The organism is Blochmannia endosymbiont of Camponotus quercicola, assembly GCF_059935335.1.
On sequence record NZ_CP011794.1, the window covers coordinates 338,319 to 361,897 of the forward strand.

At 30.0% G+C, this 23,579-nt stretch carries 14 protein-coding genes; 10 read left to right on the top strand and 4 right to left on the bottom strand.

What is annotated here, in order from left to right; all coding sequences use genetic code 11:
• Window positions 1-31: 31 nt before the first annotated feature.
• The 3 genes from dnaE (at window position 32) to tilS (ending at window position 6,180) form a co-directional block, all read left to right on the top strand.
• On the top strand, window positions 32-3,520 hold the full coding sequence (gene dnaE / locus CBquer539_RS01475; protein ID WP_500836690.1) for a DNA polymerase III subunit alpha: 3,489 nt from the start codon (window positions 32-34) through the stop codon (window positions 3,518-3,520).
• 18 nt (window positions 3,521-3,538) lie between these two features.
• Window positions 3,539-4,498 carry an acetyl-CoA carboxylase carboxyl transferase subunit alpha gene (gene accA, locus CBquer539_RS01480; protein WP_500836691.1) on the top strand — a complete coding sequence of 320 codons (960 nt, stop codon included), beginning with the start codon at window positions 3,539-3,541 and terminating at the stop codon, window positions 4,496-4,498.
• Window positions 4,499-4,599: 101 nt separating this feature from the next.
• Complete coding sequence (gene tilS / locus CBquer539_RS01485) at window positions 4,600-6,180, top strand: tRNA lysidine(34) synthetase TilS (RefSeq protein ID WP_500836692.1); 1,581 nt, start codon at window positions 4,600-4,602, stop codon at window positions 6,178-6,180.
• A gap of 194 nt (window positions 6,181-6,374) precedes the next feature.
• Here the strand turns inward: tilS and CBquer539_RS01490 are convergent, their stop codons facing one another.
• Window positions 6,375-8,117: a proline--tRNA ligase gene (locus tag CBquer539_RS01490; RefSeq protein WP_500836693.1), complete on the bottom strand. Its 1,743-nt coding sequence runs from the start codon at window positions 8,115-8,117 to the stop codon at window positions 6,375-6,377.
• Window positions 8,118-8,494: 377 nt separating this feature from the next.
• On the opposite strand from CBquer539_RS01490, the gene gmhB reads away from it, so the two are divergent.
• The gene (gene gmhB, locus CBquer539_RS01495; protein WP_500836739.1) at window positions 8,495-9,115 is read left to right on the top strand and encodes a D-glycero-beta-D-manno-heptose 1,7-bisphosphate 7-phosphatase; all 621 of its coding nucleotides are present in this window, start codon (window positions 8,495-8,497) and stop codon (window positions 9,113-9,115) included.
• 119 nt (window positions 9,116-9,234) lie between these two features.
• Here gmhB and accC read toward each other — a convergent pair whose 3' ends face one another.
• The 3 genes from accC to aroQ are packed head-to-tail and all read right to left on the bottom strand — an operon-like array spanning window position 9,235 to window position 11,536.
• A complete protein-coding gene (gene accC, locus CBquer539_RS01500) occupies window positions 9,235-10,590 on the bottom strand; it encodes an acetyl-CoA carboxylase biotin carboxylase subunit (RefSeq protein WP_500836694.1) in 1,356 nt (451 codons plus the stop codon).
• 10 nt (window positions 10,591-10,600) lie between these two features.
• Window positions 10,601-11,053 carry an acetyl-CoA carboxylase biotin carboxyl carrier protein gene (accB, locus tag CBquer539_RS01505; RefSeq protein ID WP_500836695.1) on the bottom strand — a complete coding sequence of 151 codons (453 nt, stop codon included), beginning with the start codon at window positions 11,051-11,053 and terminating at the stop codon, window positions 10,601-10,603.
• A gap of 15 nt (window positions 11,054-11,068) precedes the next feature.
• Window positions 11,069-11,536 (bottom strand): type II 3-dehydroquinate dehydratase, encoded by a 468-nt coding sequence (gene aroQ, locus CBquer539_RS01510; RefSeq protein ID WP_500836696.1) that lies wholly within the window; start codon window positions 11,534-11,536, stop codon window positions 11,069-11,071.
• A 624-nt stretch (window positions 11,537-12,160) separates the two neighbouring features.
• Here aroQ and CBquer539_RS01515 point away from each other — a divergent pair.
• From CBquer539_RS01515 to lon, 6 genes are all read left to right on the top strand, one after another.
• Window positions 12,161-13,204: a rod shape-determining protein gene (locus CBquer539_RS01515; RefSeq protein ID WP_500836697.1), complete on the top strand. Its 1,044-nt coding sequence runs from the start codon at window positions 12,161-12,163 to the stop codon at window positions 13,202-13,204.
• A 116-nt stretch (window positions 13,205-13,320) separates the two neighbouring features.
• Window positions 13,321-14,136: a rod shape-determining protein MreC gene (gene mreC, locus CBquer539_RS01520; RefSeq protein WP_500836698.1), complete on the top strand. Its 816-nt coding sequence runs from the start codon at window positions 13,321-13,323 to the stop codon at window positions 14,134-14,136.
• 156 nt (window positions 14,137-14,292) lie between these two features.
• Window positions 14,293-14,739 (top strand): rod shape-determining protein MreD, encoded by a 447-nt coding sequence (gene mreD / locus CBquer539_RS01525; RefSeq protein ID WP_500836699.1) that lies wholly within the window; start codon window positions 14,293-14,295, stop codon window positions 14,737-14,739.
• 587 nt (window positions 14,740-15,326) lie between these two features.
• Window positions 15,327-16,811 carry a metalloprotease TldD gene (gene tldD, locus CBquer539_RS01530; protein WP_500836700.1) on the top strand — a complete coding sequence of 495 codons (1,485 nt, stop codon included), beginning with the start codon at window positions 15,327-15,329 and terminating at the stop codon, window positions 16,809-16,811.
• A 359-nt stretch (window positions 16,812-17,170) separates the two neighbouring features.
• Window positions 17,171-18,511 (top strand): metalloprotease PmbA, encoded by a 1,341-nt coding sequence (pmbA, locus tag CBquer539_RS01535; protein WP_500836701.1) that lies wholly within the window; start codon window positions 17,171-17,173, stop codon window positions 18,509-18,511.
• A gap of 1,467 nt (window positions 18,512-19,978) precedes the next feature.
• Window positions 19,979-22,345, top strand: a complete 2,367-nt coding sequence (gene lon, locus CBquer539_RS01540; protein ID WP_500836702.1) for an endopeptidase La — start codon at window positions 19,979-19,981, stop codon at window positions 22,343-22,345.
• The last annotated feature ends 1,234 nt before the right edge of the window (window positions 22,346-23,579 follow it).

The window sequence follows — 23,579 nt, forward strand, 5'->3', positions numbered from 1 at the left end:
GATATATTATTAGTTATAATTTCTTTTAATTATGAAAAAACCGAATTTTGTTCATTTGCACGTACATAGTGATTACTCCATGATCGATGGATTAGCTACAGTAAATAAATTGATAAAAAGAGCAGCATTTTTTAAAATGCCTGCGTTGGCTCTTACTGATTTTAATAATTTATTTGGATTCATTAAATTTTATGATGCTGCTCATAAAGCGGGAATCAAACCAATTATTGGGGCAGATTTTTTAGTGCAAGATATCGCTGTTGGCAACAAACCTAGCGAGTTAACATGCCTGGTTTCCGATAAACAAGGTTATTATCATTTAATTATGTTAATGTCAAAAGCATATAAAAATAAAGATAATAATATCGTTCCTATGATTCAGCGCCATTGGCTCATGGAATACAACAAAGGTTTAATTATACTTTCTGGGGGACGTAACGGAGATATTGGTAGATATTTACTAAGCAATGAAAAATCAAAAATAGAACAATGTTTATGTTTTTATTCAAAATATTTTCCAGATAGATATTATTTAGAATTGATACGAACTGGCCGTCAACATGAAGAATCTTATTTACAATTAGCAATAGAATTATCAATAATCAAAGGATTACCAGTAGTAGCTACCAACGATGTGCGTTTTATTAATAAAACAGATTTTTTAGCACATGAAGTTCGTGTAGCTATACATAATGGCACTACACTAAATAATACTAAACAATTATGCAAGTATAGCTCACAACAGTTTATGAAAAGCGAACAAGAAATGTGTGAATTATTTGCTGATATACCAGAATCTTTGATAAATAGTGTAGAAATTGCTTATAGATGTAACCTCACTATCGATTTAGGTGGATCTTTTTTACCACAATTTCCTACTGGGTGTATGTCTGCTAAAGATTTTCTGGTTATATGCGCAGAAAAAGGATTAGAAGAGCGCTTAATTTTTTTATTTCCAAAAACTGCAGAACGTTTTATTAAGCGAAAACCATATGATTTGCGATTGAAGCATGAATTACAGGTAATCAACAACATGAATTTTCCTAGTTATTTTTTAATAGTTATGGAATTTATTAAATGGGCTAAAAATAATAACATTCCAGTTGGACCAGGAAGAGGTTCTGGCGCCAGTTCCCTAGTGGCTTATGCTTTAAAAATCACGGAACTTGATCCGTTGAAATTTGATTTGTTATTTGAACGTTTTCTTAATCCAGAGCGTATATCTATGCCTGATTTAGATATTGATTTTTGCATGGAGCAACGTGATTTAGTAATCAACCATGTCGCTAAAACTTACGGGTCAGATGCTGTATCTCAAATTATTACATTCGGGACTATGGCGGCTAAAGCGGTAATTCGTGATGTGGGGCGTGCATTAGGTCATCCTTATACACTCATTAATCGTATTGCTAAATTAATTCCATCAGAATTGGGCATAACATTAGAAAAAGCTTTTTCTATAGAACCTCAACTCAAATTACTTTATAAAAATGATGAAGATATTACAATATTAATTGATATGGCCCGTCAATTGGAAGGTATTGTGAGAAATGTCAGCAAACATGCAGGAGGAGTAGTGATTGCGCCTATAAAAATTACCGATTTTTCTCCTTTGTATTATGATAACGACAGTGTCCATTCAATGACCCAATTTGATAAGGATGATATTGAACGTATTGGTTTAATAAAATTTGATTTTCTTGGTTTGCGTACTTTGACTACTATTAATCGTGCATTAAAAATGATTAACAATACGTTATGTAAACATACTTCCACGGTTATTGATATACACTCTATATCGTTACATGATCAACAATGTTTTCACGCACTCCAATCTTCAGAAACTACTGCAGTATTTCAATTAGAATCACGTGGTATAAAGGAATTAATTAAACGTTTAAAACCAGATTGTTTTGAAGATTTGATAGCATTGATTGCGTTATTTCGTCCTGGACCGTTACAATCAGGCATGGTAGATAACTTCATTAATAGAAAGCATGGTTATGAAATTATTTCTTATCCTGATGCTAAATGGCAGCACGAATTTTTACGTCCAGTATTAGAATCAACTTATGGAATTATTCTATATCAAGAACAAGTTATGCAAATAGCTCAAGTACTAGCAGGTTATACACTTGGACAGGCAGATATATTAAGACGTGCTATCGGCAAAAAAAAACCAGAAGACATGGCTAAACAACGTGCTTTTTTTAATTCAGGTTCCATAAAAAATGGGATCGATGCTACATTATCAATGAAGATTTTTGATCTTGTAGAAAAATTTGCCGGTTATGGTTTTAATAAATCTCATTCTGCTGCATATGCATTAATATCTTATCAAACATTATGGTTAAAAACGCATTATCCTGCTGAATTTATGGCGGCAGCTTTAAGTTCTGATATGGATAATTTAAATAAAGTAGTCTACTTAATAGGTGAATGTCAAAAAATGAAACTTACAGTTTTATCTCCAAATATTAACACTAGCCAATATCATTTTTATGTTAATGCAAATAAAGAAATTGTTTATGGATTTGGAGCTATAAAAGGAATAGGGAAAACTTCTATAGAAGCTATAATAGCATCTCGTAATCAAGATGGTAATTTTAGAGAATTGTTTGATTTCTGTATTCGCATTGACAGTGCAAAAATTAATTATAGTATGATTTCAAAATTAATTCTTTCTGGGGCTTGTGATTCATTTGGAATACATCGTGCAAAATTAATAGCATCACTTGATGATACACTAAAACGTGCTAATCAGTATATTAAAAATAAATATAGCCAACAAACAGATATATTTGAAATGCATTTGGATACATGCACTATTGCAGCGCCTGATTGGGATCACACCGTGCCACGATGGTCTAATCAACTGTTATTAGCAAAAGAAAAAGAAGTCCTTGGATTGTATTTAACTAATCATCCTACTGTCCAGTATGTAAAAAAAATAAAATACTATATACCTAACATCATTAACATAAAAGATGCTATACTAGAGAAAAGTGATCATGTGGTACACATTTTTGGCTTGATTGTGTCGTTGCGAACAAAATTAAACAAACAAGGGAAACATATTGTATTTTGTATTTTAGAAGATTGTTCCGGTCGATTAGAAATAGTGATTTTTGAGAGATTGCTTAATAAATATCAATATTGTTTAAGAGAAAATAATTTCGTGGTTGTTACAGGCATAATTCATCTCGATAAGATACACGGACATTACAAAATAATTGCACGAGAATTAAAAGATATAAACGATATCCATAAAAAACACGCACATAGTTTATCTATTACGTTAGATGATAAAAAAATTGATGATCAATTATTAACTAATATTCGTTTTTTTCTAGAAAAAAATCAACTTGGAACTTTACCGGTTTATTTTTTTTATCAAAAAAATGGCATGCAAATCAAATTACATTGCGGAAAAAAATGGTATATTACCCTCACTGATCAGTTATTGACCAATCTGCGTAGTCTTGTTGGAGATGAACAGGTCAAATTAGAATTGCATTAATTTAATAACAGGAATTTTATGGGTTTAAATTTTCTTGATTTTGAAAAACCTATTCTAGATTTAGAAGAAAAAATTAATTCTCTAACATCGATAATGCACTTAGATAAGGAATTAGAAACAGGTATTAATGAAGAAATTAATCGTCTTCGTTTGAAAAGCATCAGTTTGACTCAAAAAATTTTTTCTAATTTAAATGCTTGGCAAATCGCTCAATTAGCACGACATCCTGGGCGGCCATATACTTTAGATTATATAGAACATATATTTAGTGATTTTGACGAATTATTTGGTGATCGAATGTATGCTGACGATAAGGCTATTGTAGGAGGAACAGCAAGACTCAATTCCCGTCCAGTTATGATTATTGGCCATCAGAAAGGACGTGACACTAAGGAAAAAATTAAAAGAAATTTTGGAATGCCTGCGCCAGAAGGGTATCGAAAGGCATTGCGTCTTATGAAAATGGCAGAACGATTTAAAATACCACTTATTACTTTTATAGATACTCCAGGCGCCTATCCTGGGATAGGCGCAGAAAAACGTGGACAATCTGCAGCGATTGCTAAAAATTTACGTACAATGTCAATATTAAAGATACCAATTATATGTACTGTAATAGGAGAAGGCGGGTCTGGAGGAGCTTTAGCTATAAGTATTGGTGATAAAGTCAATATGTTGGAGTACAGTACATATTCTGTAATTTCTCCAGAAGGATGTGCATCGATTTTATGGAAAAGCGTTAAAAAGGCTCCTATTGCTGCTGAAGCAATGGGTATTACTGCTTTTCGATTAAAAGAACTTAGATTAGTTGATAGTGTAATTTCTGAACCATTAGGAGGGGCGCATAGGGATGTTTTAACTACATCTATTTCATTAAAAACACAGTTATTACTAGATTTAACAGAATTAGATTCTTTTGATGAAAGAGATTTATTAAATAGGCGGTATCACAGATTGATGCATTATGGGTATTGTTAACTTTAAAATAATATGTATACATTACTTGTAAAAAATTGATATGGCATGTAAATCGTGTAACTCGTTAATCAAATACAAAATATTTATATATCCATATTACTATGCTATTAAATCATTATGGATTTTACTTATCTAATATTATTGAAAACATGATTACCATCAATATGTCATCAGGAAATATAGATTTATATAATACAGTAACACATTGTCTTGTTGGATACAAAAAATTACTGCTATCTTTCAGTGGGGGACTTGATTCTACAGTGCTTCTAGATATCTTAACAACATTGAGAAGTAACGTTAATAATTTAATGTCATCTCCAGTAATTTTGCGTGCGATTTATGTACATCATGGTTTAAGTAATCGTGCTGATCAATGGGCTAATCATTGTTCTGATCAATGTAAAATGCGAGATATACCTTTTTCAGTAATTTATATTAATTGTTATAACGTAGAAAATAAACTACGTAATGTAGAAGCATTAGCACGAAAGCTTCGTTATCAAAGATTATATAATCATTTAAATTCAGAAGAAATACTTTTGACTGCTCATCATATGGAGGATCAAGTAGAGAGTTTATTTCTTGCTTTGAAAAGAGGAAGCGGTCCAGCTGGATTAGCTGGAATGGGTCAAGATGTACTATATGCTAATAAATATAGGCTTTTAAGGCCTTTATTAGGTTGTTCGCGAGAACAATTAGAAATATATGCTCATAAAAAAAAGCTTACTTGGATTGAAGATGATACGAATACAGATATGCGTTTTGATCGTAATTTTTTACGTATAAAAATTTTACCACTAATATGTCGACGTTGGCCTTGTTTTAATCAAGTTGTAGTGCGTACCGCGCAATTATGCAGAGATCAAGAAAATTTATTAAATGAATGTTTGTCAGAATCTTTGCAGAAATTAGTTGATACATCCGATGGTTCTTTATTATTCAAACCATTATTCCAATACAGTATACCAAAAAGACAGGCTTTACTACGTCGTTGGTTAGCTAACTTTTCTATAAAAATGCCGTCTTATCAACTTATAAATCGTATTTGGCAAGAAGTAGTATTGAGCAGGAAAGATGCTACTCCAATATTACAATTAGATAAGTGTCTATGTCGTCGTTTTCGTGAAAAGTTGTATATTTTACCTGTAAATATGAGATCTTCTTTAAATAGAACAAAATTATCTTGGGAAATAATACACAACGTAATTATGCTACCGTATAATTTAGGAATGTTAATGTATGAACCATTAAGTACGAGTGAATCTTTATCTGAAGATCTATTGACTTCAAACTTAAATATAAATTTTTTATTGAATATGTCTCCTATTTTTTTTAAAAAACCAAAAAATATATTAACATATTGTTTCGTGCGAGCCCCAAAATTTGATGAAAAAATATCAATTATTTTTGGGAACGTGGATGGATTATTATACATTTTAGGTAGAAATCGTGGTCGTCATTTAAAAAAAATTTGGCAAGAACAAAGTATACCTCCGTGGTTAAGAAGTCGTATACCTTTACTTTTTTATAATAACACATTAATTGCTGCTGTAGGGGTATTCATTACTCAAAATGGTAAAATTATAGACAAAGAAAACACAGCATGGAAAATATCTTGGTTACAAGATATTTTATCTTATAAAATCTTTAAAAATAATGTTCGCTATCATTTAAAATGATTTTTTTATTTGATTAAACATTAAATAAAAATAGTTATACTCTAAACTGTAATATATAAAATTTACTATTTTTAATAGAAACAAGGATTATCTGATATAATTACAACCAACGATAATTATCGTATACGTGTCTCTTCCATATTATTGTAATATTAACTAATACCATTTTCTTATTTAAAATTAGTTAGAAAATCTCATGAGGAAATAATTTTTTTTACTAAATATCGTATTAATATTTTAAGTTTTATTTTTTTTATTTTATTTTTTTTGCGATATTTGTACTCTACCTCTTGGTTAGCTAAATTACGATCACTAATAATCAGAACATGTGGTATTCCGATTAAATCTATGTCAGCAAACATCGTGCCTGGATATTCTTTACGATCATCAATTAATATATCTATACCTATAACAGATAGAAGTTGTTTATAAATCTTTTCTGTAATATTTCTTACGTTAATAGAACGATACATATCAATCGGTATGATAGCTAATTTGAATGGAGCGATCACATCTGGCCATAAAATGCCATTTTTATCATAATTTTGCTCAATAATAGCTGCAACAATACGAGTAATACCTATACCATAACAACCCATTTCTATTACTAAATTATGATTATTATTTTTTTGTATATAATTATTACTTAAGTTTGTATATTTTTGTCCTAATTGAAATATGTGTCCTATTTCAATACAGTTATGAATTGAAAAAATACTTTCATTATTAGGAAGATGTAGATTCTGATGTAACACTTCATGTAAATCTGCTATTTTTGAAATCGGTATATCGCGGTTCCAGTTAACTCCAAAAAAATATTTGTTGCTTATATTAGATCCAGCAACAAAATCATTCATTATAGCTACATTGTAGTCCACAATTAATGGTATGGCTAGATTAATAGGACCCAACAAATTGGGTTGCGCTCCGGTAGTTATGCGTATTTCCTCTGGATCTATATAAGATAAAGGGGTGTATATTTGTGGAATCATCGCAATTTTTTTTAAACTAATCTGATGATCGGCTCGAACTACTAATCCTAATAAAGAATAAGAATTATTTATATATTTATTATTAGCGCGTACAATTATTGTTTTTACAACTTGATGTATAGATAGATTAAATTGGGTGATTAATTCTTCTATCGATTTAACATGAGGAGCCTCTGTTAATCGCATAGTTTCTGCAGCCATTTTTGGTTGTATTTTAATGGGAGTAGTATTATTCAAGAACTTAAAGTTATTTGAATGATTGCTAGGTATTATGGGAATTGCGATATTATCCTCACCATTTTCAGAATATGCTTGAAACTCATGAGATAATATGCCTCCTATTTTACCAGGTTCAGACTGAACAACACAAAAATTTAATCCAATGCGATTAAAAATAGTATGATATGTGTGATACATATTATTATATGTATTCTGAAGAGATTCTTGGTTTGTATGAAAAGAATATCCATCTTTCATGATAAATTCTTTAGCGCGCATTATTCCAGCTCTAGGACGTGCTTCGTCACGATATTTAGTATGAATTTGATACACAGTTAATGGCAACTGTTTATAAAACATTGTTTCTTTACAAATAATTTCAGAAATTATTTCTTCATGAGTTGGTCCTAATACAAATTCTTGATTATTACGATTTTTAAAACGTAATAATTCTGTACCATATTCTGTCCAACGACCACTTTTCTTCCACAATTTTGCAGGTTGAACTATCGGCATAGATATTTCAATTGCACCTATTTTACTCATTTCTTCTCGAATAATATTTTCTATTTTCCGTAGTACACGTAGCCCAGTTGGTAACCAAATATAAAGACCAGATGATACTTGACGAATTAAACCAGCCTGTAACATTAGTTGATGACTAATTGCTTTGCAGTTCTTAGGCACCTCTTTAAGGGTAGCTAACAAATATTGACTGGTACGCATTATTATTGCCCGTTCTGAAAGGTAGAATAGTTAATAATGATTATAAAAATTTTTATTGTTTAATATATATATTTGAAATTAAAAAATTAAATTTATTATATTCAACACTGTACATTGATTTTTTGTAAAATAATACAATTCTTTAATTTTAGTTTATTATTATTTTATGTAATATAATAATTGCTTATAAAAATTTTCCTATTTTTTAATATATGACTAATTAGTCTGCTGGTAATAATATATTTGTCATGATGTGATCTATTAGTAGACACAAAACCGGCAATTATATTCTATTTTTATGAAAAAATAAAAAATTTTATTATTAACATTATTAAGTGATAATTAACATTTCTTAAATATAAGAATAAATGCAAGCCATGAGTGTGAATAATGCTGTATTTATAGATCGGGATGGTACTATTAATGTAGATAAGAATTACGTATATAATATTGATAATTTTTTTTTCATTGACAATGTTATAGATGCAATGATAGCTTTGAAAAAAATGAATTTTTTTTTGATCATAGTTACCAATCAGTCTGGAATAGCACGGGGTTTGTTTACTCAACACGAATTTTTGTTATTAACAAAATGGATGATCGCTTATTTAGCATCATGTCATGTACATATAGATGCTATTTATTTTTGTCCGCATCATATACAAGGAACAGTGAAACAATTTCAACAAACCTGTTTATGCCGTAAACCTAATCCAGGAATGTTATTAGATGCAAAACAACGTTTTAATATTAACATGGATGCTTCTTATATGGTAGGAGATACCGAACATGACATGTTAGCAGGTCAATCAGCAGGTATTGGAACTAAAGTGCTAGTATGTAGCGGAAAAAAAATCACAAAAAAAACTAAAAATACAGCAAACTGGATTATAGAAAGTTTAGCATTTTTACCAAACATGATAAGAATACATAATTACACAAAAGTATACAAATGTTGTGTATTTTTTTTATTCTTAACGTTTTATTCTATTAACTGATAAAATCAATAATTATTTTATAATTAAAGGAAAATATATGTTGCTCTCTTGATCGAAGAATGATAATTCCATATATTAGTTAGATACATAATATAATCTAAATTATGTATCTCTGTTAGTCACATATTGAGTTTATTTTCTAAATAATGAATATTAATTTTATTACCGGTTTGAAACGTTTCATCAGTAACAATTTTTAATTGTAAGTCAATATTGGTACTAATCCCATCAATGATTAACTCCGATAATGCGTTTTTCATACGAGCAATAGCTATATCACGTGTTTCTCCAAAACAAATTAATTTTCCTATCATTGCGTCATAATAAGGCGGTACCGAATATCCGGAATAAATATGAGATTCCCAACGTACACCTAATCCTCCAGGAGCATGAAATCTAGTAATACGTCCTGAACTAGGTATAAAATTATGAGAATCCTCAGCATTGATGCGACATTCTATAGCATGTCCTGTAGATTTAACCGAATCTTGTTTAATATCTAGCGTATATCCGGAAGCAATTCTTAATTGTTCTCTAACGAGATCTATTCCGGTAACCATTTCTGTAATCGGATGTTCTACTTGAATCCGAGTATTCATTTCTATGAAAAAGAATTCATTATTTTCATATAAAAATTCAAACGTACCTACGCCGCGATATCCAATATTATAACAAACCTTGACGCAACTTTCTCCTATATGTCGCCGCATTTCGGAGCTGATACCTAACGCAGGAGTCTCCTCTACTATTTTTTGGTATCTCCGTTGTATAGAACAATCGCGTTCTGTCAAATAAATTATATTTCCTTTTCCGTCAGATAAAACCTGTACTTCTATATGTCTTGGGTTTGTCAAATATTGTTCTATATAAATAGTGTCATTATTAAATATGTTTTTTGCTTCTGATCGCATCGTTCGTACAGCATCTTGTAAATCTGATTCCTTTTTAACTACACACATGCCGCGCCCTCCTCCTCCATGAGCAGATTTTATGATAATTGGATAATTAATGTGTAAATTTTGATATGAAAAATTACAAAAGTTGTTATTTATATTTTTATTCAGTTCATAATTCCAACCTGGAACAGGCATTATTCCTGAATCTTTTATAACGGCTATAGCAGATATTTTATTTCCCATTAAACGAATTGTTTCTGAAAATGGCCCAATAAAAATAAAACCAGAACGTTCCACTTGTTCTGCGAAGTTAGCATCTTCTGACAGAAATCCATAACCAGGATGAATTCCTGATGATCCAGTGATTTCTGCAGCTGCGATAATAGCTGGAATATTTAAATAACTATGTATTGCAGGTGGAGGTCCTATACAAACGGTTTCATCGGCTAGCAGTACATGTTTTAAGTCGCGATCTATGGTTGAATGCACAGCAACTGTCTTTATTCCTAATTCTTTACATGCACGTAAAATACGCAATGCTATTTCCCCTCGATTTGCGATGACAATTTTATCTAACATTTTGTTCTCGTTATTCGATGATAATTAACGGCTCGTTAAATTCAACTGGTTGGCCGTTATCAAGTAAAATTGATTTTATTATACCTGATTTATCTGATTGAATTTGATTCATAACTTTCATAGCTTCAACAATACATAAAGTATCTCCAACTCCAACTGTTTGACCTATTGATATAAATGGATTAGTATCTGAACTAGGAGCTAGGTAAAAAATACCTACCATTGGAGATCGTATAACATGTCCGCTGTCTATTAATTTAGTATTGTCATAATTTTTTTCTGTATTTGAATGACATACTGGCATTGCCGACTCTTTGGTTATAGACGGATATGTCGAAGAAGACGATTGTTTATATGCAGAACGAGTAATACGTACTATTTTATTGCCTTCAGAAATTTCTAACTTAGAAATATTAGATTCTTCAACTAATGTAATTAATTTTTTTATTTTACGAATATCCATATCAAAAACCTATGTTTATCTATTACTCATTAATTTTTTTTCGGATAAATATTTATGCGCTAGATGTAAAGCACAATGGTATCCGTGTATTCCAAATCCACAGATCACACCAAGAGCGATATCAGATAAATATGAACGATATCTAAATTTTTCCCTTGTATATATATTAGAAAGGTGAATTTCTATAAAAGAAATTTTCACAGCTAAAAACGCATCTCGCAATGCTATGCTAGTATGGGTGAAAGCCGCGGGGTTAATTATGATAAAATCCGTATCATTGCAATTTTTGTGAACACAATTAATTAACTTATGTTCTGCATTGGATTGAAAATAATCCAGATGCATATCCAAAGACTCAGATGTCTTATATAAACTCTCTACAACATCGGATAAGGTTTCGTTTCCATATATATGTGTTTCACGCGTGCCTAATAAATTTAAGTTAGGACCATTTATTAATAAAATACGAAATGTATTGACCACGATATCCACATACCCTCAGAAAGTTTAACATACAATACATCATCATAATTTGTACAATCATTATAATATAATATATTATATTTCATTCAATGTTTGATTCATGTTATGCTCACAACATAATAGCAAAAAATTTTTTTGTAGGTTATTATTTTATTTACAAAACATTATCACGGTGTTGTTAGTTTTATTTTCTTATCAATCAAAATAACTTTTATGTAATTATCAAATGTAATAAACAATTTCTTTCGTTTCATGGATTAGTATTGTAATATTAAATTATAATGTTTTCAATATATATATAGTTTCAGTTTTACTATACTTATAGTAAGTATATGAAACAAAGCTTACACTATTGTGAATATTATTCAGTATAACTTACAATACGCATATGTAATGGTATTGATCATGCAAACACATTTATATTATATAATATAAGGATTTGGTATAGTTACTATTTTAAATTTTATATCAAACAAGTACAAAAAACTAATAATATGCAATGTACTATCTGTACATTGAAAAAGCAGATTCAGTGAATATTGTGTGATTGTTTGTTTTTATTTTACAGGAGACTTCATACGAATGGACAATTTAAAAAAATTAATAACATTGTATTAAATTATTATGTTTAAAAAATTTCGTGGTATATTTTCTAGCGATTTGTCTATTGATCTCGGAACTGCCAATACTCTTATTTATTTGAAAGGACAAGGTATTGTTTTAAATGAACCCTCTGTTGTTGCTATTAGACAGGATCGTGGAGGAATGCCCAAAAGTGTAGCTGCCGTTGGATATGCGGCTAAACAGATGCTAGGACGTACTCCAGGCAATATTGCAGCTATTCGTCCTATGAAAGACGGAGTGATAGCTGATTTTTTTATTACTGAAAAAATGTTACAACATTTTATCAAACAAGTACACAGTAATAGTTTCATGAAACCCAGCCCTAGAGTCTTAGTATGCGTTCCGGTGGGCGCTACACAAGTTGAACGTAGGGCTATACGTGAATCTGCACAAGGAGCAGGAGCGCGTGAGGTTTTCTTAATAGAAGAACCTATGGCAGCAGCTATTGGGGCGGGGTTGCCGGTATCGGAAGCTACTGGTTCAATGGTAGTAGATATTGGAGGTGGTACTACTGAAGTTGCAGTGATTTCACTTAATGGAGTAGTGTATTCATCATCCGTTAGGATTGGAGGAGATCGTTTTGATGAAGCTATTATTAGTTATGTGCGACGTCATTATGGTTCCTTAATTGGAGAGGTAACTTCAGAAAGAATCAAACATACCATAGGTTCTGCGTATTTAGATGATGAACTTCGTGAAATGAAGGTGCGTGGACGCAATTTAGCAGAAGGAATACCCCGGAGTTTTGTATTAAACAATAACGAAATCTTAGAAGCATTACAAGAACCGTTAACTGGTATTGTCAGTGCAGTGATGGCAGCCCTAGAACAATGCCCACCAGAATTAGCATCTGATATTTCTGAATATGGTATGATATTGACTGGAGGAGGAGCATTACTAAAAAATATCGATCGTTTATTAATAAAAGAAACTAGTATTCCTGTAGCAATTGCAGAGGACCCACTTACTTGTGTTGCGCGGGGTGGAGGCAAGGCTCTTGATATGATTGATGTACATGGTCGAGATTTATTTAGTGAAGAATAATTTTCTAAGCGCTATAGAATGATTATATATTTTAATTAATAAAGTTACGTAAATTAAAATGTATTCCTTTTGAATATGCATGTTAACGAATGTTATTAAGTTTCAGGTGTCTTCCTATGTGTAGCGCTGCGAGTGGTAAATTGCTTCATTTAGAATTACGTTTATTTTTAGCCGTAATGATGTCCATTATTATGATTTTTGCCGATGGAAAATTGAATCTGCTTCCTCAATTAAGAAGCTATATAGAAAATTACGTTTATTTATTTTATTATTTATGCGATAGACCGTGCTATATATTAGATCATGCTTCAAAAATATTAAAAGGGTATAACAAATTGATGTTAGAAAATAATAGATTGCGTCAAGAACTATTTTTAAAAAATAGTGAATTATTATTAATAGATCAATATAAACACGAAAATTGTAAATTACGTAAGTTGCTTAACTCTCCCTTATGTCATAAAAAACGAAAATTGATTGCTAGAATTCTTTTTGTTAACACGGATCCATATAGTAACAAAGTTATAATAAATCAAGGAAAGAACAATGATGTTTACATTGGTCAACCAGTTATTACTGATGCAGGAATAATAGGACAAGTAATTGCTATTAATACATTCACTAGCCGTGTTATGTTAATTTGTGATCCTGAACATGCTTTGTCTGTGCAAATAAAACGCAATAATATGCGTTTTATTTTGATGGGTTGTGGATATCATGCAAATTTGCGCGCAGAATATCCAGGATATTTAGACATATGTGTCGGTGATATATTGTTAACATCTGGGTTAGATGGCTGCTTTCCGGAAGGATATCCAGTAGCTACAGTGTCTCATATAACGGTGGATTCAGAACAAGATTGTACTATCATTCAAGCGCATCCAACAGCGGAATTACAATGTTTATGTGATGCGGTGTTAATTTGGGAATAAAATAGTAGCAAGATTAAATATTAAAAAAATTTTTTATATGCTACATTATTTTTAACAAAATAACTATACATGATGATGATATCGTTGATATCAAAATATTGAAATAAAAATAACTTGAATAAAATGTATAATAAATTCTATAGTTATAATCTATGGATGGTATATGGCTCTTTTGTGATGGCGCTTATGTTACAGATTGGTCCTCTTTTCCCACGAACGTGGAATGTACATCCATCCTGGATAATGATAGTGTTGATTTACTGGATTACGATGCTTCCAAATCAGGTAAACATAGGCACTGGTTTTACTTTAGGAGTAATAATAGATATTATACTCGGTTCTACTTTAGGGACACACTCTTTATCCTTTAGCATACTTGCTTATTTGGCGGTACGCAATATTTATTTTTTTAGACACATGCCTATTTGGCAACAATCTTTTATTATTACATTTTTTTCGTTCATTGATCATAGTATTATATTTTTTTTAAAATTTTTAATGTCTAAAATTTTGTATACACCAGAAATATTTTGGAGTTGCTTATTAGATGGTGGATCATGGCCATTTTTAGTTCTTTTAATGCATAAAATTTATAGAAATTAATTGCTGCGGCAACCGATAATTTGTAAAAAATTCTAATGACTTAGTTGATACTATATAACCATTTTGATTAAATAAATTTGAATCCATTAAACTTTATAAATTGAATTACTATCAACGATACTATTGAAGTAATGTTATAACTAATATTTAGTTGCATTACATTATATCCTTGCCGTAAATAAGTAGATTCTAAAGTTAATAAATATTATAATGATAGCGGATTTAACACATTGTAAGTATCATCTTATTAAATTATTAATTAAAAATCAGCATATACATGTGGTATTTATTGGTCATAATAAAAAAATGAGATTGTTATGAAATTGTTTAATTTATAATAGAATATATTAAAAATAAATTAGTGTGTCTTCAATTACATTAAGTATTTCCAAATTAATATAAAACGATATATCAAAACACTGCAACAGCACTAAATCAACTAAATTAAATGTATAAAACTTAAAAATGTACATTTAAGAAAGTTCTATGCACAAACTTGTCGAGAATATATATAATGTATTGATATCAATATATCAATAAATTATATAGTATTTAACATACTAATATCATAGCTAAATAGAGGTTATATGAACTTAGATTTTGTTAGTGAACAATTACTTACACCTAATAAACTGCAACATAATGATCTTTTGTATTTATTAGATATGACAGAAAAATTCCAAGTAGATTATGCAGATCTTTATATGCAATCATGTTTTTGTGAAACATGGGTTCTTGAAGATAGTATAATAAAATCTGGATCTCACACCATAGATCAAGGTGCTGGTGTGCGAGTAATCATAGGTGAACAAACTGGATTTGCCTATACTGATCAATTAACCCGAGACGCGTTAATACGTAGTACGACCGCTGCTACTAGCATTACACACGAACGCCGTTGTTGTAACACCACAGTGGGAGTTGGACCTAAAAGACACAAACATGCTTATTCTACTCATCAATCTTCTTATCCTCCTGCGTATTCTTATACGAATCCCCTGACTAGCGTATCTAAAGAAGAAAAAATTGAGTTATTAATGAGAATAGATAAAATAGCGCGCACTACTGATTCTAGGGTACAAAAAGTTAATGCTAACTTATCGGGTGTTTATGAACAAATTTTAGTAGCAGCTACAGATGGTACTTTTACTGCAGATGTTCGACCGCTGGTGCGTTTATCTATATTAGTACAGGTGGAACAACATGGGAAGAGAGAACAAGGAATAAGTGGCGGTGGTGGTCGATTTGGATATGATTTTTTTTTAGAGTCTGTTATAGAAGGAGACATAAGAGTCGATTATTGGGCTAAAGATGCTGTTCGAATGAGTTTAATTAATCTTGAAGCTATAGCAGCACCAGCAGGAACTATGACGGTAGTTTTAGGGTCAGGCTGGCCTGGTATTTTGTTACATGAAGCGGTAGGACATGGTCTAGAAGGAGATTTTAATAGACGAGGTAGTTCAATATTTTCTAACAAAATTGGAAAATTAGTAGCTTCTGAATTATGCACAATAGTAGATGATGCTACACTACAGGGATCACGTGGGTCATTGACTATTGATGATGAGGGAATGCCTGGTCAATATAATATTTTAATTCAAAATGGCATCCTTGTAGGATACATGCAAGATAAATTAAATGCTAAACTAATGGGATCTACTTCAACAGGAAACGGTAGACGAGAATCCTATGCTTCCTTGCCTATGCCCCGTATGACTAACACTTATATGCTTGCAGGTCAATCGACACCGGAAGAAATTATTAACAGCGTAGATTACGGAGTGTATGCTTCAAATTTTAGCGGGGGCCAAGTAGATATTACATCGGGTAAATTTGTTTTTTCTGCATCTGAAGCATTTTTAATAGAGAAAGGTCGTATCACTAAGTCTATAAAAGGAGCTACCTTAATAGGATCAGGAATCGAAATAATGCAAAGTATTTCTATGGTTGGCAATGATCTATCCTTAGATACAGGAATAGGGACATGCATAAAAAATGGTCAGAATATACCAGTTGGTGTTGGCCAGCCAACAATAAAATTAAATAATATTACTGTCGGGGGTACTAATTAACTCATTTGTACGTATCACATAATGCAATTAATTTCTAAAAAAAAGTAATGGTTTTGCTTAACATTTTTACTATTTTATATATTCACACCAGGAATAGGCATATATTGTACATATTCGTATTTTAGTTATATTTTTTTACACATAGAGAAATATTAATTTTTGACAATATTACTTTTGGTCATATTATTAATGACAACAAACAGTGTGGTATGAAATTTTATTAGCGAAAATTCATAATTAATGTAAACGAATTTTTAATTTTTTTGTAGAATGAAGTACATAAGGTAATATAAATCATTAATATAAACTATATTAGACAAATCTGTTTTTGATAAGAATTGTTATTACGGGAGCATAGTATGAACGAAATACATAATATGATACAACAACTTAGTTTTTTAGAAAATATAGTGAATCAAACGTTAAATTTAGCGCATATATATTCAAATGAAGTAGAAGTTTCAGTGGTCAAAACCACAGGAATTACGGTCAGCACTCGTTACGGAAAACTTGAGAATGTAGAATTTAATAATCGCGGTGTCTTAGATATAACTATATTTCGTCAACAACGAAAAGGTCACGCTCTTTCTAATGATTTACATGAACGATCAATAACTCGCACTGTTGAAGCTGCAGTGGATATAGCGTCTTATACTTCTCCGGACCCATATGCTGGTATTGCCGATAAAGAGTTATTAGCATTCAATTCCATGAATCTTGACTTATTTCATCCCATTAGTTTAGATACTAAATTAGGCGTGACTTTAGCATCTACAGCAGAAGAAACAGCATTAAAATATGACAAACGTATTATTTCTACTGAAGGTAGTAGATTTAATAGCTATTTTACTACTAAGGTCTTTGGCAATAGTCACGGTATGTTACAAAGTTATACCAGTAGTCAACATTCTTTATGCTGTAGTGTGGTTGCTGAAAGTGATGGCATTATGGAACAAAATTATGCATATACATTAAGTCGTTCATTTGATGATTTACATTCTCCAGAATGGGTTGGTCAAGAGTGTGCTCGACGAACGCTGGATCATTTAAATTCAAAAAAATTAAAAACAATGAAATCTCCGGTTTTATTTGCTGCTGAAGTAGCTGCAAGTTTATTTCACCACTTAGCCAGTGCTATTCACGGAAATAATGTATGTCGTAAATCTACTTTTTTATTAAATGATTTGAATAAAAAAATTTTTCCTTCCTGGATGTCAATCAAAGAACGGCCGCATATATTAAAAGGATTGGGATCAGCTCCATTTGATAGCGAAGGAGTACAAACGTTAGATCGCACTATTGTAGAAGATGGTATATTAAACAGTTGGGTTTTAAATAGTTATTCTGCACGAAAAATAGGACTGAAAAACACTGGACACGCTGATGGCATTTACAATTGGTATATTAGTTATAAAAATTTAAGTTTCATAGAATTAATAAAGAATATGCATCGTGGGCTTATTGTTACTAATGTAATGGGACAAGGAATTAACGTTACCACTGGAGATTATTCCCGTGGGGCAGCTGGTTTTTGGGTAGAAAACGGTAATATTCAATATCCAGTAAATGAAATTGCTATTGCTGGAAATTTAAAAGAAATGTTTTATAACATTGATGCTATTGGATGCGATATTGAAACACGAGGCCATATCCATTGTGGGTCCGTTTTAATATCTTCTATGAAGATCGCGGGAACGTAAAGTAAAATAACAACTAAGTTTTTTTACCATTTACCACAAAGATATTTTTTCTTAAAACTATAAAAACTTCTGTTATGTATAGACATATACAATAATAAGTTATTATTATTATTGTATAATAATGATTGTTTAACGATGTTAAAGCGTAAAAAAACAACTTTTAAATCAGTATATATAACAAACAAATTTTATAATATCGCCGAGCTAGTAAATTATAAATTTTAATAATTTACATCATTCTGTTCGTATATTTATTGTTATTTAAGTATTAATAAACAACAAATAATTATTATATCATCAATCATCAAATTAGATGAACTTATATTTAAAGACAATAATGTCTAGACGTTATATAAAAATAAATAATAATAATGTTGATATTCTATAAATTTAAGTAAGTAATAAATAAAACAATGTCATATTAATAAAAAATAATTATTTTTAAATATTTCGTTATAAGTATAAGCTATTTGTTTAAAAAATGTTAACTACACAGTAGTTTTTTGAATCATTAAAATATAATAAATAGCATAAGCATATTGAAATATTATAATAGATGCATGATATTGATGACCTATATATAATACTATTTAATTCTAATGCAGAATTAAACAAGTAATTATATATTTTTAGAAATATCTTCTATTGTAGAGAGCAATTTGGTTATATGAATAGATTCTCGTAAATTAATCATTACAATCGATACATTAAATCATGCTACATTTTATACTCATATAATCATATATAACTGTAAATTTTAATAAAATATATAGTTATTACATAAATAGTCATATCTGAAATTAATAATGAATGCTATGATTTAATCTAAATATTAAATACATCTATGTGGGTAAGACTGCAATTATTTAAAATAGTTTTTAATCAGATTTTATTATACCATTATATTTGCAATACAAATTGAAATATTACTGTGATTTATATTATCTATTTGTTATTAAAATAGCGTTGATTATAATAGTTATTTATTTTAACTAATAAATAAATATTATTTTATAATAATTAATCATTCTAATCTAAAAATATAATACATATAAATTTGAATACATAGCAAACATTTACATATGCTAATATACTTGTAATCAAATAAATAATTATATTCAGAAATTAAAAATAGTTAATAGATTTATTAAAATAAAATATAAATATTCAAATAAAATTTAAATATTGAAAATAATAAATATTTTTAAAATATAAAAAATAAATTTTAGGAAAAGTTTTATTTATTCAAAAAAAATATTTTTTTCTAAAAATCATTTAAATTTAATAAATATTAAGTGATAAATAAATTCACTAATCAATAATTATTTATTTTTCTTTTCGTAATTTTCAACGTTGAATATAATTAATTTGTCCCCATATCTTTAAATATCTGATTACTTGAAAATAACGCAATTGAATATTAGAAGTTCTATAATCCGACAAGCTATAACCAAGAGAGATAGCTCTATGAATACTGAGCAACTTGAGCGCATAGAAATCCCTGTATTACCTCTGCGCGATGTAGTGGTATATCCACACATGGTGATTCCGTTATTCGTTGGCCGAGACAAGTCAATTAGGTGTCTTGAGTCTGCTATGAATAGCGATAAAAAAGTAATGTTAGTAGCCCAAAAAGAAGCATCAACTGATGAACCGAGCATTAATGATCTTTTTTTAATTGGCACAATATCTATAATACTACAGATGCTCAAATTACCAGATGGTACAGTTAAAGTGTTAGTAGAGGGGTTGACGCGGGCGCGTATCACTGAATTAACAGATACTGGAAACCACTTTCAAGCGAATGCAAGTTCTTTTTTGAATCCTAAAGAATTAAACGAACGTGAACAAGCAGTTTTAATGCGTGCTGTTATTAATCAATTTGAAGGATATATTAAACTTAATAAAAAAATACCTTCTGAAGTTTTAACATCTTTGAATAATATTGATAATGCAGATCGTCTTGCTGATACTATCGCCGCTCATATGCCACTCAAGTTAAATGATAAACAATCTATTTTAGAAATGTCAAATGTGACAGAACGGCTAGAATATCTAATGGCTATGATGGAATCAGAAATTGAATTATTGCAAATTGAAAAACGTATTCGTAATCGTGTAAAAAAACAAATGGAAAAAAGCCAACGTGAATATTATTTAAACGAACAAATGAAGGCTATACAAAAAGAACTAGGAGAGTTAGACGATGTTATTGATGAAAATGAATCCCTTAGACGTAAGATAGAAGCAGCTAGAATGCCTAAAGAAGCACGAAACAAAGTAGAATCGGAGTGGCAAAAATTAAAAATGATGTCTCCCATGTCTGCTGAAGCTACCGTAGTTCGTGGATACATTGATTGGATATTATCAGTGCCTTGGCATGCAAGAAGTAAAATGAAAAAAGATTTACTTAAAGCCCAAGAAAGTCTGGATAAGGATCATTATGGATTAGAGCGTGTTAAAGATCGTATTTTAGAATATTTAGCAGTACAAAATAGAATAAATAAAATTAAAGGACCTATTTTATGTTTAGTAGGCCCACCTGGAGTAGGTAAAACATCACTTGGGCAATCAATTGCTAAGGCTACTGGACGTAAATATATACGCATGGCTTTAGGTGGTATGCGCGATGAAGCTGAAATTAGAGGTCACCGTCGTACTTATATTGGATCTATGCCTGGCAAACTGATACAAAAGATGTCTAAAGTTGGAGTAAGGAATCCGTTATTCCTTTTAGATGAAATAGATAAGATGTCGTTAGACATGCGAGGGGATCCAGCTGCTGCATTGCTAGAAGTGTTGGATCCAGAACAAAATACTACTTTTAATGATCATTATTTAGAAATAGATTATGATTTATCTGATGTCATGTTTGTGGCTACTTCTAATTCAATGGATATTCCAAGTCCTTTGTTAGATCGAATGGAAGTGATACGTTTGTCCGGTTATACTGAGGATGAAAAATTAAATATAGCGCGTCAACATTTATTCACTAAACAAGTAGAGCGTAATGCTTTAAAACCAGGAGAACTAATAATTCAAGATGATGCTGTAATAGGTATAATTAGACATTATACGCGTGAAGCTGGAGTACGTAATTTAGAACGCGAAATTTCTAAATTATGTCGTAAAACAGTAAAAATGCTATTAATGAATAAAAAAATAAAGCATATAACTATTGATAAAAATAACTTAAAAGATTTTCTTGGCGTGCAACGTTATGATTGTACCCATGCAGATCAAGAAAACCGTGTTGGACAAGTTACTGGGTTAGCTTGGACCGAGGTAGGAGGGGATCTTTTAACTATTGAAACTGCTTGTGTTCCTGGAAAAGGAAAATTAACTTACACTGGTTCTTTAGGTGAGGTTATGCAGGAATCTATTCAAGCCGCATTAACTGTAGTACGAGCGCGTGCAAACAAACTAGGTATTAATACTAATTTTTATGAAAAAAAAGACATTCATGTACATGTACCAGAAGGAGCTACACCAAAAGATGGACCGAGTGCTGGAATTGCTATGTGTACTGCTTTAGTTTCTTGTTTAACAGGAAATTCTGTTAAAGCTAATGTAGCTATGACAGGAGAGATAACTTTACGAGGACAAATATTACCTATTGGTGGATTAAAAGAAAAATTATTAGCAGCGCATCGAGGAGGTATTAAAACAGTATTAATACCATATGAAAATAAGCGTGACTTAGAAGATATGCCTGCTATTGTAGTTGATAATTTAGATATTTATCCAGTAAAACAAATAGATGAGGTATTGATATTAGCGTTACAAAACATTCCATTTAATTCTGAAATAATATCTAAAGCGACATTAGCATGATTTATTTGTATGTTTAAATAATAATTAAATATATAAATAAATAAAGAACAGGCGTATATTGGACTTATTACATTCGCCATACATACATGAATACGCGGAATATATAATATATTATATATAGGATGGTAAAAAAATAGAAACATTTTTTATTTTTAATAAAAATTTATAAAATTTTTTTAAAGGTTGCTGTTGATTCAATTATAAGGATTAAGAAATAGAGCAGTTGTGTTAATGAGATTACTACATTTGTATAACAACATTGACCAATGTGGTTATACCACAGTCATAGTGCAGCTTGTAACTGTGAATATTTATGATTACATATTAAATAAATTGTATTCATTTATATTGGTAATAAGAATACTAGGCATAGTAATAACAGAAAAGACTTATATAAAAAACTGTTAAACATCAGCTATCAGCTTCGAGTAATAATTAATAAAAAGATTCTATAAAATAATTGAGTCTTTTATTCTAAAAGAAAGAGTACTGATATTAAAAATCATATTATCTAACAGATATGTACTGGTTAAATTTGTTTTGTGGAGATACAAACTAATTAATTTGATATTTCAAATAAATATTGCCACTATGTGCTGCAAATAAAAAGGATATGTTTTTAATTAAATTTTGATTTACACCTAAATGTTTAATTACTACTTGAAAAGTTTAAAATAATCATAGATAATCTTTAGAAGGGGTGCTATCAAATTATTCATGGTAATTTTTTAAAAACCGGTCAGATCTGGAAAGAAGCAGCCGTAATAAGAAGTTGTAATGTATTTTTTGTTTAGCATCCCGACAGATGGTATTTGTGTTGACTAATTGTGTATCTAAGAAGATACATATAGTTCATAAGTATATTTAATAAGTATTGTGCTAATAGCATTAGAGATATGAATTAGTATTATTTGTTTTCATAATTATCAATTATGAAACTTTTAGAATAAACAATAGTAGCTGTAATACAGCAAAAAAATCTCAAATATACACCATCTCATATAATGTTTATCTTTTCAACTATGTATTTTGCAATTATAGTTTCGTATTTTATAAAATGCATTGAGTCTCAATTTTAATCATTTTTACTAAAAAATTAAAATCATTTAAAATTCATAATCTTAATCTTTAGCGTATCCATATATATATATATAGAATAAATATTCACTATAAGTTGTTAAATTAATTAAATGTAATTTAATTAATTTAACAGTATTTAAAATTTATGCATATT